This is a genomic window from Acinetobacter sp. CIP 102129 (assembly GCF_000368305.1).
In the GTDB taxonomy this organism is placed as follows: Bacteria; Pseudomonadota; Gammaproteobacteria; order Pseudomonadales; family Moraxellaceae; genus Acinetobacter; species Acinetobacter parvus.
The window spans coordinates 552,202-565,252 of sequence record NZ_KB849341.1; the positions used below are offsets into that span (position 1 = coordinate 552,202).

The 13,051-nt window shown below is 42.1% G+C and carries 13 protein-coding genes and 1 pseudogene; 7 read left to right on the top strand and 7 right to left on the bottom strand.

All coding sequences use genetic code 11. The features are described 5' to 3' along the window. Positions 1 to 2 precede the first annotated feature (2 nt). Positions 3 to 539 carry a DOMON-like domain-containing protein gene (locus F973_RS10675; RefSeq protein ID WP_004761746.1) on the top strand — a complete coding sequence of 179 codons (537 nt, stop codon included), beginning with the start codon at positions 3 to 5 and terminating at the stop codon, positions 537 to 539. 72 nt (positions 540 to 611) lie between these two features. Here F973_RS10675 and F973_RS10680 read toward each other — a convergent pair whose 3' ends face one another. Continuing rightward, positions 612 to 1,154, bottom strand: a complete 543-nt coding sequence (locus tag F973_RS10680) for a hypothetical protein (protein ID WP_004761747.1) — start codon at positions 1,152 to 1,154, stop codon at positions 612 to 614. A gap of 360 nt (positions 1,155 to 1,514) precedes the next feature. Here F973_RS10680 and carA point away from each other — a divergent pair, with 360 nt between their 5' ends. The 5 genes from carA (at position 1,515) to F973_RS10705 (ending at position 7,930) form a co-directional block, all read left to right on the top strand. Beyond that, a complete protein-coding gene (gene carA / locus F973_RS10685; protein ID WP_004757565.1) occupies positions 1,515 to 2,669 on the top strand; it encodes a glutamine-hydrolyzing carbamoyl-phosphate synthase small subunit in 1,155 nt (384 codons plus the stop codon). Positions 2,670 to 2,765: 96 nt separating this feature from the next. Next, positions 2,766 to 5,999, top strand: coding sequence for a carbamoyl-phosphate synthase large subunit (gene carB / locus F973_RS10690; RefSeq protein WP_004761749.1), 3,234 nt, complete (start codon positions 2,766 to 2,768; stop codon positions 5,997 to 5,999). Positions 6,000 to 6,090: 91 nt separating this feature from the next. Beyond that, a complete protein-coding gene (gene greA / locus F973_RS10695; protein WP_004761751.1) occupies positions 6,091 to 6,567 on the top strand; it encodes a transcription elongation factor GreA in 477 nt (158 codons plus the stop codon). A gap of 68 nt (positions 6,568 to 6,635) precedes the next feature. Then, positions 6,636 to 7,262: a CatB-related O-acetyltransferase gene (locus F973_RS10700; RefSeq protein ID WP_004761753.1), complete on the top strand. Its 627-nt coding sequence runs from the start codon at positions 6,636 to 6,638 to the stop codon at positions 7,260 to 7,262. A gap of 230 nt (positions 7,263 to 7,492) precedes the next feature. After that, positions 7,493 to 7,930, top strand: coding sequence for a universal stress protein (locus F973_RS10705; RefSeq protein ID WP_004761755.1), 438 nt, complete (start codon positions 7,493 to 7,495; stop codon positions 7,928 to 7,930). Positions 7,931 to 8,258: 328 nt separating this feature from the next. Here F973_RS10705 and F973_RS15290 read toward each other — a convergent pair whose 3' ends face one another. The 6 genes from F973_RS15290 to F973_RS10730 all read right to left on the bottom strand — a co-directional run bounded on the left by F973_RS15290 (position 8,259) and on the right by F973_RS10730 (position 12,584). Beyond that, positions 8,259 to 8,369: a hypothetical protein gene (locus tag F973_RS15290; RefSeq protein ID WP_004799650.1), complete on the bottom strand. Its 111-nt coding sequence runs from the start codon at positions 8,367 to 8,369 to the stop codon at positions 8,259 to 8,261. Positions 8,370 to 8,556: 187 nt separating this feature from the next. Next, positions 8,557 to 9,603: an ACR3 family arsenite efflux transporter gene (gene arsB, locus F973_RS10710; protein WP_004761759.1), complete on the bottom strand. Its 1,047-nt coding sequence runs from the start codon at positions 9,601 to 9,603 to the stop codon at positions 8,557 to 8,559. 7 nt (positions 9,604 to 9,610) lie between these two features. Next, positions 9,611 to 10,084, bottom strand: a complete 474-nt coding sequence (locus F973_RS10715; protein ID WP_004761761.1) for an arsenate reductase ArsC — start codon at positions 10,082 to 10,084, stop codon at positions 9,611 to 9,613. A 6-nt stretch (positions 10,085 to 10,090) separates the two neighbouring features. Then, positions 10,091 to 10,411, bottom strand: a complete 321-nt coding sequence (locus F973_RS10720; RefSeq protein WP_004761763.1) for a metalloregulator ArsR/SmtB family transcription factor — start codon at positions 10,409 to 10,411, stop codon at positions 10,091 to 10,093. A 322-nt stretch (positions 10,412 to 10,733) separates the two neighbouring features. Beyond that, entirely contained in the window at positions 10,734 to 12,197 is a 1,464-nt protein-coding gene (locus tag F973_RS10725; RefSeq protein ID WP_004761764.1) for an NAD-dependent succinate-semialdehyde dehydrogenase, read from the bottom strand. A 63-nt stretch (positions 12,198 to 12,260) separates the two neighbouring features. Continuing rightward, entirely contained in the window at positions 12,261 to 12,584 is a 324-nt protein-coding gene (locus tag F973_RS10730) for a hypothetical protein (RefSeq protein ID WP_004676637.1), read from the bottom strand. Here F973_RS10730 and F973_RS14785 point away from each other — a divergent pair. Beyond that, positions 12,570 to 12,886, top strand: a pseudogene (locus tag F973_RS14785) (integrase core domain-containing protein); the annotation flags it as partial. The gene F973_RS10730 and the pseudogene F973_RS14785 sit on opposite strands and share 15 nt — an antisense overlap. Between the last annotated feature and the right edge of the window lie 165 nt (positions 12,887 to 13,051).

The following is a 13,051-nucleotide window of genomic DNA, read 5'->3' on the forward strand; positions in this document are numbered from 1 at the left end:
CAATGGCAAGTTATGAATTGTCGGCTTTTGATCGCTTTAACGCCATTACGGTGGTTGGGGCGATTGAGCAGCAAACACCAGCAACTGTGAATGTTGGTTTCTGGGTGCGTGACCCAAATCAGTTTCTGATTTATCCCGATCAGGTTTCGGCACATCCCCGCCATGACTTTTTATGGGAACAGACCTGCTTTGAGATTTTTATTGGTGTAAAAGATGAAGATTTCTATCGTGAAATCAATCTTTCTCCCTCTCAGGCATGGCAGGCCTATCAATTTGAAGAATATCGCTTTCCAGAAAATATGCCGCCCGTAGCTGCCTATGATATTGAACTGAACCATTTACAGCGTACCCACTATGGCTTAAATGTCAGTGTGGATTTATCCCAGTTTATGCAGCAAAATAAATTGAAATGGGCTGACCTGTACCTTGGTTTAACTGCAGTGTTAAATACCACTCAAGGCATGCATTACTTTGCAATGCAGCATAGCAGCCCTCAGGCCGATTTCCATAACAAACGGGATTGGCTGCATCAGTTTTAACTTTTTTTAATAAGTCTAAAAAACAAAAAAAGCGAGAACTCAATTCTCGCTTTTTTATTGGCAAGCGATGACTTAGCTTGCACGCACCTTATTCCAGGCTTCAACTGCTTGTTCTTTGGTACGTTTAAAGCTCTCAGTCAAAGTGTCTTTGTGTTTTACTGAAATCTGGCTAATGTCATCTTTCAGTTCTTTGCTGACTTTGCTTAAGTCTTCAACCAAAGCGTTTAACTCAGTTTTCAAGGCATTCTTAAATTCAACCAAGTCTTCTTGAGACAAGTTAAACTGACCCTTGATCACTTCAATACGCTGTAAAATGTCTTGCTTGATTTGTGCAAACTGATTTTGAACAGCATCATTGAGTTCTTTTGCTTCAGCTTCAATTTTTTCCTGAGTTTCAGCAATGACTTCTTTCGCCTGTTCCTGAGTCTCAGCAATCACTTCTTTCGCCTTTGCGGTTTTTTCAGCAACAACCTCTTTCGCCTTTGCCGTTTTCTCAGCAACAGCCTCTTTTACCTCAGCCGTTTTCTCTGCTACAACTTCTTTTGCTTTTGCAGTTTTTTCAACAACAACATCTTTCACTTCTTCAGTTGCAGGTGCGGTTTTTGTCTCAGCCATCTTGATTCCCCTCTATATTGATCGTTGATTTTTTGGCTATATATAAGATAAAGCGCTTTCCACCTAAAGCCCTAAAAAATTGTTAGACAATTTGCATAATATCTCATGATATACTTATAAGAATGACTGATTTTGCAATAGACACCTGTCCATTTAAACTTATAAAAGAAAAACACCAATTCCTGAGTTTAATAGACAAAACACATAGACTTTTCACCTACTCATGCGTATAATGCGCTGTTAAGTTACAAGCGAGCAGACTGGAAGGAGGGGCATGTTTTTAAAGACAGCCTGCCTTTTTTTATGTCTTCTCGCTTTTTTACAGCCCTATTTTTGTGGTTTTAGTTCAGGAGCTTTGGTTTGAGCACCCCCGCCATTTTAGCCCTCGCAGATGGAACGATCTTTAAAGGAACGTCTATCGGTGCATCGGGTAGTACGACTGGTGAAGTCGTTTTTAATACAGCCATGACTGGCTACCAAGAAATTTTGACTGACCCAAGTTATGCGCAACAAATTGTGACGCTGACTTATCCCCATATTGGAAATACAGGCTGTAATAGCGAAGACGTTGAATCTGGTCGCATCCATAAAGTATGGGCGAACGGTTTAATTATTCGTGATCTCCCTTTATTACACAGCAATTTCCGTGCTGAACAATCGCTGAGCGAATACCTTGAACAACACAATGTTGTTGCCATCGCTGATATTGACACGCGTAAATTGACACGTATTTTACGTGACAAAGGCGCGCAAAACGGTTGCATCCTTGCTGGCGAAAATATCACTGAAGAAGAGGCGATTGCGAAAGCGCGTGCCTTCGGTGGTTTAAATGGTTTAGACCTTGCAAAAGAATGCTGTGATCCTGAGGGCTTTGAATGGACTGAAGGTTCCTGGGCTTTAGGTCAAGGCTTTGCTCAACCTGAATTTAAATTTCATGTCGTTGCATACGATTATGGTGTCAAAACCAACATCTTACGTATGCTCGCAGACCGTGGTTGTAAATTAACAGTTGTTCCTGCACAAACTCCTGCGGAGAAAGTGCTTGCCTTGAATCCAGATGGCGTGTTCCTGTCAAATGGTCCTGGTGATCCAGCGGCATGTGACTATGCCATTGAAGCAGTAAAAACGATTGTTGAAACTACGACTTTACCTGTATTTGGTATTTGTTTAGGTCACCAGATTTTGGCGCTCGCTTCTGGCGCGAAAACCATGAAAATGAATCATGGACATCATGGTGCGAACCATCCTGTACAAAATCTTGACCCTCTCAGCGAACATCACGGTACAGTGATGATCACTTCGCAGAACCACGGCTTTGCTGTCGATGAAAGTACTTTACCTGCAAACTTAAAGGTGACACACCGTTCACTGTTTGATGGTACAAACCAAGGTATTCATCGTACTGACAAACCAGCGTTCAGCTTCCAAGGTCACCCTGAAGCAAGCCCTGGTCCGCATGACTGCGCACCATTGTTCGATCATTTTATTCACTTGATTGAGCAGGCTAAAAAATGATGTTTAAGATGAATATTGCGACTACTCGAAGCATAGCTTCTCGTCTTGCGTTCGGACGGAGCTTCGCTCCGCTTTACCCTCACTCAGGAGCGAATAATGCCTAAACGTACGGATATTAAAAGCATCTTAATTATTGGTGCTGGTCCTATTGTCATTGGTCAGGCGTGTGAGTTTGACTACTCAGGTGCGCAAGCATGTAAGGCGCTTCGTGAAGAAGGCTACCGTGTTATTTTGGTCAACTCGAATCCAGCGACCATCATGACTGACCCTTCAATGGCAGATGCAACCTATATCGAGCCAATCACCTGGCAGACAGTTGCACAGATCATTGAAAAAGAACGTCCAGATGCAGTCCTCCCAACCATGGGCGGTCAAACTGCATTGAACTGTGCGCTTGCATTAGATGCCAACGGTGTTTTAGAAAAATACAATGTTGAATTAATTGGTGCATCAAAAGAAGCGATTGAAAAAGCAGAAGATCGTAAACTGTTTGACATCGCCATGCGTAAAATCGGCTTGGAATGTCCTCGTGCCGATGTTGCTGAAAGTATGGAACATGCACTGGAAATTCAGTCACGTTTCGGCTTCCCAGTGATCATTCGTCCATCATTTACCATGGGTGGTTCTGGTGGCGGTATCGCATACAATAAAGAAGAATTTATTGAAATCTGTGAACGTGGTTTCGATCTTTCTCCAACTAAACAATTATTGATCGACGAATCTTTAATTGGCTGGAAAGAATACGAAATGGAAGTTGTTCGTGACAAAAACGACAACTGTATTATCGTATGTGCGATTGAAAACTTTGACCCAATGGGCGTACACACAGGCGACTCAATCACGGTTGCCCCTGCGCAAACATTGACAGATAAAGAATATCAAATCATGCGTAATGCATCGGTTGCGGTTCTTCGTGAAATCGGTGTTGAAACAGGTGGTTCGAACGTTCAATTCGGTATTAACCCGAAAGACGGTCGTATGGTTGTGATCGAGATGAACCCACGTGTTTCTCGTTCATCTGCGCTTGCATCGAAAGCAACAGGTTTCCCGATTGCAAAAATCGCGGCAAAACTTGCAGTTGGCTATACCCTTGATGAATTGAAAAATGACATCACTGGTGGTATCACTCCTGCAAGCTTCGAACCAGCAATTGACTATGTTGTAACCAAGATTCCTCGCTTCAACTTCGAAAAATTCCCACAAGCTGAGCCTGTATTGACAACTCAGATGAAATCTGTGGGCGAAGTGATGGCAATTGGTCGTAACTTCCAAGAATCTGTTCAAAAAGCACTTCGTGGTCTTGAAGTAGGTGTCAGCGGCTTTGATGAAAAAATCGAAGTTGGTACGGCTAATGCCAAAGATATCATCTTAAAAGAACTTAAAGTTCCAGGCCCTGAGCGAATTTGGTATGTAGCTGATGCATTCCGTCATGGTTTCTCATTAGATGACGTATTCGAAGCAACTAAGATCGATCCTTGGTTCTTGATCCAAATCGAAGACATCGTTAAAACTGAAGCTCAAGTAAAAACTTTAGGCTTTGGCGATTTAAACGCTGACAATATCCGTTCATTCAAACGCAAAGGTTTATCTGACCTTCGTATTGCTGACTTAATGGGTATTTCACAAAAACAATTCCGTAAACAACGTTGGAACTTGGGTGTATATCCAGTTTACAAGCGTGTTGATACTTGTGCTGCCGAGTTTGAATCTGGTACGGCATATATGTACTCAACTTATGATGAAGAATGTGAAGCCAATCCATCGAACCGTGACAAAATCATGGTGATTGGTGGTGGTCCGAACCGTATTGGTCAAGGCATTGAGTTTGATTACTGCTGTGTACACGCTGCGCTTGCAATGCGTGATGACGGTTATGAAACCATCATGGTGAACTGCAACCCTGAAACGGTTTCAACTGACTATGACACATCAGACCGTTTGTACTTCGAACCTGTAACACTGGAAGATGTACTTGAAATCGTACGTACAGAGAAGCCTAAAGGCGTAATCGTACAGTACGGTGGTCAAACACCATTGAAATTGGCGCGTGCTTTAGAAGAAGCAGGTACACCGATTATTGGAACTTCACCTGATGCGATTGACCGTGCAGAAGACCGTGAACGTTTCCAGCAAATGATTCAACGTCTACAGCTTCGCCAACCAAACAACAGCATCGTAAAATCTGCTGAAGAAGGTATTTCAGAAGCAGCTAAAGTGGGCTATCCACTGGTTGTTCGTCCATCTTATGTGTTAGGTGGCCGTGCAATGGAAATCGTGTATAACGAAGATGAGCTAAAACGTTACCTTCGTGAAGCAGTTCAAGCTTCAAATGAAGCCCCTGTCCTATTAGACCGTTTCCTTGACGATGCAACTGAAGTGGACGTAGACTGCGTATCTGACGGTAAAGACGTTGTGATCGGCGGTATCATGCAGCACATTGAACAGGCAGGGATTCACTCTGGCGACTCCGCGTGTTCAATTCCACCTTACTCGCTTTCACAAGAAGTTCAGGATGAAATGCGTCGCCAAACTGTTGCAATGGCAAAAGAACTTGGCGTAATCGGCTTGATGAACGTTCAGTTTGCCGTAAAGGGTGATGATATTTACATCCTTGAAGTGAACCCACGTGCATCCCGTACTGTTCCATTCGTATCAAAATGTATTGGTGAGTCTTTAGCAAAAGTTGCTGCACGTTGTATGGCGGGTCAATCCCTTGAGTCACAAGGTTTTACCAAGGAAATCATTCCGACCCACTTTGCAGTGAAAGAAGCGGTGTTCCCGTTTGCTAAATTCCAGGGTGTTGACCCAATTCTTGGCCCTGAGATGAAGTCTACAGGCGAAGTGATGGGTGTTGGTACAACATTTGGTGAAGCTTTCTATAAGGCTGTACTTGGCTCAAATGAACGTTTACCAGGTTTGCCGACTGAAGGTGAAGTGAAGCATGCATTCCTGTCAGTTCGTGAATCGGACAAGAAACACATTGCAAACATTGCCAAGCAGTTAATCCAGTATGGCTTTAAACTGGTTGCAACAGGTGGTACCTATCGCGTGCTTAAAGAAGCAGGTTTGGAATGTGAAGCTGTGAATAAAGTCACCGAAGGTCGTCCACATATTGTAGACCGCTTGAAAAATGGTGAGATTCATCTTATTGTCAACACAACTGAAGGCAAACAGGCTCAATATGATTCTGCAATGATTCGTCGTGCTGCCCTACAAGGCAAAGTGTATTACACCACGACCATTAATGGTGCTGAGGCTGTTTGCCAAGCATTTGCCGTGAAATTACCAATGGATGTTTACCGCTTGCAAGATTTACAAACTGTAGGTTAATTCTGTACCGATAAGCCCCGCCACCTTATCGGTGGCGGGCTTTTTCTTTTTTTAATCCTGTATTTTCCCAACAATTCAAAAGGGGATGAACATGCAACGTTATCCAATGACTCCTGAAGGCAAGGCTGCCTTAGAGAAAGAATTACAACAGTTAAAAACAGTGGACCGCCCTCGCATCACACAGGCGATTGCTGAGGCCCGTGAACACGGTGACCTCAAGGAAAATGCTGAATACCACGCAGCCCGTGAACAGCAGGGTTTCTGTGAAGGCCGTATCCAGGACATCGAAGGAAAGCTTGGTGCTTGTCAGGTGATTGATGTTAAGGAACTTGAGCAGACAGGCCGTGTGGTTTTTGGTGTGACTGTCACCATCGAGAACCTGGACACAGAAGAGCGTAAAACCTATAAGATCGTAGGTGATGACGAAGCAGATTTCAAAATTAATAAGATTTCTGTCAATTCTCCAATTGCACGTGGTCTTTTAGGTAAAAGTGAAGGTGATGAAGCCAAGATTCAAACACCAAATGGCGAAGTTGAATACGAAATTATCAGTGTGGAATACCTGTAATATTCCTACATGATCAACCCCTCAAATTGAGGGGTTTTTCTTTAAATCCTGTCACTCATGGAAGATAAATGGACTCATCCTTAATCAGCTCTCCTGTCAAACACTGGTGTGAATTCGAATTTATTGCTAAAACAGTAAACAATCCCAATATTCATATCAGGGGTAATTATTCTTATTATTCAGCCTATTGGGATCAGGGTTTTGAGCGTTGTGTGGTGCGTTATCTACATGACAAACCTGCTACACCTGAAAAACCAATTGATCAACTTTATATTGGCAACTTTGTCTGCTTTGGGGCCGAATGTGTGATTATGATGGGTGGCAATCAGTTGCATCGACCAGACTGGATTTCAACCTTTCCCTTTGATACACGTAGTTTTTTGCCTGCTGGAGATACTGTCATTGGAGATGGTTGCTGGATTGGCAGTCGCGCCATGATTATGCAGGGAGTAAAACTTGGTGAGGGAGCGGTGGTCGCAACAGGTGCTGTTGTCACTCAGGATGTGCCACCCTATGCGATTGTTGCTGGTGTTCCCGCCAAAGTAATGAAGTACCGCTTTTCTCCCCAAGATATAGAAAAACTGCTTGCACTCAAACTTTATGATTCAGATGAAAAGCAAATTTTAAAAATACGTGAACTGTTACAAACAGATAATATTGATCATCTAAAGAGTTTTCTTCAAGAAAACTTATAAATGATGAAGATAACTTATTGATATCCTGCACTTCTCATATTCATAGAAATTTCACATAATTTTATTTTAGCCATTTTTCCTAAATACAGATAAGTAACTTACCTATCCCTATAAAAATACTAGGTTTTATTCTTTCAAAAATAGGGTTACCATAAAAAAATAGATCTTATTTTATACAAATATTTATAAACCTGCTGAATCTTAAAATGGAATTATAAGGAGTAATAAACATGACTTATCAAAAAATCCTCGTTGCGATTGATGACTCAGAAATTTCGGTCAATGTCATTCAGCAAGCAGCTCAACTTGCCAAAGCACTCAACAGTGAAATTACTGTGGTTGAGGTGATGGCATTGGACCCATATTTAGCCGATACCTATGTTCGATTTGGTCAGAGCAATGATTTAATTGAGCGTGTTCGTGGTTATGTGCAAGAAAATCTGGCAAAAGCCGAGCAGAAATTTGAAGAGCTGGGCTTAACGGTTGCCACTCAGGTTCTGGAGGGTTTTTCTATCCCTCAGGAAATTATTGGGGCTGCACAAAACCTAGGTGCAGACCTGATCATTATGGGTTCACATGGTAGAACAGGTTTCAAGAAATTTATTCTGGGAAGTGTGGCGCAAAAAGTATTGGGTGAAAGCCATGTTCCAGTGTTGATTGTGCGTTAAATTTCAGTCAGGTATTGGATCAAAACATTGGTCTAATACCTGTTTGATTCAAATGATTAAATTAAAATCTGCTTAAACCGAATTCACTTTAATAAAATCTATAGATTCAAGCCTTATCGCTATTATTCCTATCAGAATTTCAGTAAGCGTCGCTGCGATTTGGCCAATTTTCTTAACCAACCTCAACGCATTGTGACAGATCGCATATGGGGTCTATTGCGCTAACTCAACGATAACGATCAGTTCTGTACGATTAAGACTTGACGATTAGCTTGCTAATGCGATTGATCGATCCATAAAGATCAACCTACATAAAGCCTTGCTCTACTTATAAAACATATTCCCAAATGATAAAGCCAAGTCCAAAGCCTAGGAATGCGTAAAGTGTGATAATAAAGAATACAAAAGCGGCATTATTTTTCTTTTTTAAAAAACTCATATTCTGCTCCCAAATCTTGTCTAAGCTAGATTCTGGATGAATATACAAAACAAGAATAGACACAAAATACCTTTAAAAAAATATAACAGATCAGTTCAGCCAAACTGATCTGTTATAAAAATTCTGCCTTGGGATAATAAAAAATGATTTTTCCTGATCAGCAGAAATATTATTTTTGAAACTATATTTAACTCGACTCATTGAGAAAATACTTCTTTTTTAGCCACAACGAGACGGTCACAAGTGAAATCAATACAGGAACTTCCACCAAAGGTCCGATTACCGTTGTAAACGCAACAGGTGAAGCCAAGCCAAAAGTGGCAATTGCAACCGCCAAAGCCAGCTCGAAATTATTGCCAGCAGCCGTAAAAGAGATTGCTGTGGTTTTAGAATAGTCATTACCCAACCACCTGCTCATAAAGAAGCTGATGAGAAACATCACCACAAAGTAAATGGTCAGTGGGATTGCGATATGCAGAACATCCAAGGGTAAGCTCACCACATCACCACCTTTTAGGCTGAACATTGCCACAATGGTAAATAGAAGTGCGAACAAACTGAGTGGGCTGATCTTGGGTAAAAAGACATTTTGATACCACTCCAAACCTTTAGCTTTCACGAGAGTAAATCGTGTCATAAAGCCAAGGAAAAATGGAATCCCCAAATACACCAATACTGCATGGGTAATGGTCCAAAAATCGACATGGATGACTTGTCCTGCAATTCCAAAATAGGGTGGCAAAAATGTCAGGAACAACCATGCGTAACTGCTAAAGAACAGAATCTGGAAAATACTGTTAAATGCCACCAATGCCGCAACATATTGGTTATCACCACAGGCCAAGCCATTCCAGACCAGCACCATGGCAATACAGCGAGCCAAACCGATCAGGATAAGCCCTGTCATATATTCTGGATAATCATGCAAAAATACGACTGCCAGCACAAACATCAATACAGGTGCAATCAGCCAGTTCTGTACCAGCGATAAAGTTAAGGTTTTCTTATCTTTAAATACTTGTGGCAGAGCGGCATAGTCCACCTTGGCTAGAGGTGGATACATCATCAGAATCAAGCCAATCGCAATTGGAATATTGACAGAATACACACTCATTTTGTCTAAAGTAATGGAAGCTTGAGGTAAAAACACACCGATCGCAACCCCTACCCCCATCGCAATAAAAATCCATAGCGTCAGGTTACGATCTAAAAATGACAGTCTTTCTTGAGCCATGACATTCTCATTCGATGTTTGAGATTTGATTGATTGCAGCAATCAATTCAGGACGGGTCATATTTGCCGTATCTAATGCAAATAAAGCATCTAAACGGCGATTGATGTGATCTACTGTTAGCTGAAACGCCTGTAACTTTTGCTCTTTCGGTAAATCTAAATGCGATGGGTCAGCCAATCCCCAATGTGCCTTGATCGCTCCACCTAAATAAAGCGGACAAGCTTCCTGCGCTGCTGAATCACAAACGGTGATTACCACCTCAGGCTGATATTGTTCACAGTCAGCAATGGTTTTGCTCCACAAACCATTGGTCGAAAGGCCCAGATTCTGTAAAGTTTCAATGGTCAATGGATGTACCTGTCCAGAGGGTTTGCTGCCTGCACTGTACGCTTTCCAGCTCTCAGGCGCACGACTGTTAAACAGTACTTCAGACAAAATACTACGACAACTGTTTCCAGTGCATAAAAAGAGAAATTTCATTGGCGATTACTCACAATAATTTGGGGTATGACATGCTGCTAATTTAGAGAGGTTTTTTGATGGATGAGCAACCAAGATCGTTAAAATGTCATGACACCACGCTGGCAACTGTGGATTGATGCTGTAATACACCCATTGGCTTTGTCGCCTATCTTGCAACAATCCTGAAGCACGTAACAACGCAAGATGCCTTGAAATTTTGGGCTGGCTTAACTGTAATTTTTCCGTGAGGTCACAGACACACAGCTCCTTATTTTCAGCAACTAAAGTCACAATGTTAAGACGGGTCTCATCTGACAAGCATTTAAAGAAAGTCACCTGATCCATATTCACTCCCATTTATTTGGATATATAGATAAACATATATGATAAGTAAATTGTTAAAGTCATTCTCTGATCATCATCTTCCGCATGAATAAAAAATCCTTTCATGGATGTTGCTTATATCCATTTATATATGATTTTTCATATATATGCAACTTCATATATCGGATTTATTTTTTTGATCGATTTTATTTGCTGAATAATAGTTTCATCCATATAGTCTGTATAGAAAGTTAGGTCAATTTACTGTTATCTAAAACAATGAAGAATAGCTGAGAGGAAAAATGCAATATCTTTCCTCCCATAAAACTGAACAATACAATAGTTATCTATTGTCTAAACCAGCCAGCAACACATATTTAATTTCCAGATAATCCTCAATGCCATATTTGGAGCCTTCACGTCCCAGACCTGACTGCTTGACCCCACCAAACGGCGCGACCTCATTGGATAAGATTCCTGTATTGAGCGCCACCATGCCGTATTCCAGCGCATCGGAAACTCGCATCGCCCTGCCTAAATCCTGAGTGTAGAAATAGGATGCCAAACCAAACTCGGTATCATTGGCATAGCCCACCACCTCGTCCTCAGTTTCAAATTTAAATATAGGTGCCAAAGGTCCAAAGGTTTCTTCTTTGGCCACTTTCATGTCAGCCGTGACATCTTTGACAATGGTTGGTTCAAAGAACAATTGGCCCAAAGGATGGGGTTTTCCACCCAGCACCACCTGAGCGCCCTTGCTGACCGCATCCTCAATATGTTCTTCCACTTTCTGCATGGCTGCACTGTCAATCACTGGGCCAAAGTCTACTCCAGCCTCCAAGCCATTGCCGATCTTGAACTGTCTTACTGCCTCAGAGAGTTTTTCTATAAACAGGTCATAAATTCCTGACTGTACATAAATACGGTTGGCACAGACGCAGGTCTGGCCTGCATTACGGAATTTGCTGGCAATCGCGCCTTTTACCGCAGCATCAAGATCGGCATCATCAAACACCATAAACGGTGCATTACCACCCAGTTCCATCGACACCTTTTTCACCGTTGAGGCGCATTGGGCAATCAGTTTTTTACCCACCTCGGTTGAACCTGTGAAACTAAACTTCTGCACTCGGTCATCGGTAGTCAGCACTTCACCGATTTCAGTGGAACCGCCTGTGATGACGTTAAATACCCCTGCTGGAATACCTGCACGCAAGGCAAGCTCTGCAATCGCAAAGGCAGATAATGGGGTTTGCGAAGCTGGACGGACAACGATGGTACAACCTGCCGCCAATGCTGGCGCAACCTTACGGGTGATCATGGCATTCGGGAAATTCCACGGGGTAATTGCAGCACAAACCCCAATCGGCTGCTTATTCACAAGAATCTTTTGATCAGAACCATTTGCGGGAATAATATCGCCATAGACCCGTTTGGCTTCTTCGGCAAACCATTCAATATAAGCCGCACCATAAGCAATCTCGCCTTTGGCTTCACTCAAGGGTTTACCTTGTTCCAAGGTGAGAATATAGGCCAGATCATCCTGATGCTGCATGATCAGGTCAAACCACTGGCGTAAAATCTTACTGCGTTCCTTGGCACTTTTTTTACGCCACAATGGCAATGCCTGCTCAGCGGCGGCAACCGCATCTAGTGCTTCCTGTTTGCCCATTTTGGGTACAGTACCAATACTTTCGCCTGTAGCTGGATTGGTCACGCTTAGGGTCTGACCAGAGAGTGCATCCCGCCACCGACCGTTGATCAATGCCTGTGACTTTAATAACCCGTGATCATTCAACTGTGCCATTTTCTTGTTTCCCTATTATCAAACATTGAGCTTTTCTTATTTTTAACAGCAATCCTGACTGATTCAAGTTACCTTTAGTGAAACTTGTTGTCCAAGCATTTGAAACTGATATTGCCCAGCCTTTAAATCCATTGGGCGAATGATTGAACCTGTGAGAATCACCTCACCTGCTTGCAGCTTTTTATGCTGTGCCAATAAAGTTCGAACCAGCCATAAATAATTACGGATGGGTTGATCTGAAGCTGTTAAAGGCTGGTTGCGGTTTAGGCCACTTTTGGAACGGTTGACCTGAATAAAACGGGTATTGCGGCTTTGCCAGAACTGGCAGGTCTGGTCAGAAAGTGAAGACAATGGGGCTTTACGGAACGCGATAAGGTAGAACAACATGACTATGAGTTGTATCTGGCAGTCAATGATATTATCACACGAAGAGAAAAGCAGCTTCCCCGCAAAAAAATGGTATATGTGAGCGTTTCCATAAAACGATTTTGCAGGAGTTCTATCAAATTACGTTTAGAAAGAAGCTTTATAGCTCATTGGAAGAATTACAAGTTGATCTAGACGATTGGCTGAAATCCTATAATACTGAACGGACTCATCAAGGAAAAATGTGCTGGGGTCGTACACCACTTGAAACTTTACTTGATGGAAAACGGATTTGGGCTGAGAAGAATTTAGCTCAAATTTAACCTGACAGGCACAATAAAAAATGGGTAACTGTCAGATCAGTTTTGAGCTAGTACAAGTCTTTTTTAATCTTTATCCAGCGACTACACTTGCTTATATTTCAATCATTAACACCCTGATTTATAGATTTAGATGTCAATTTTCAATAAGTATGTTATGATGCTCGT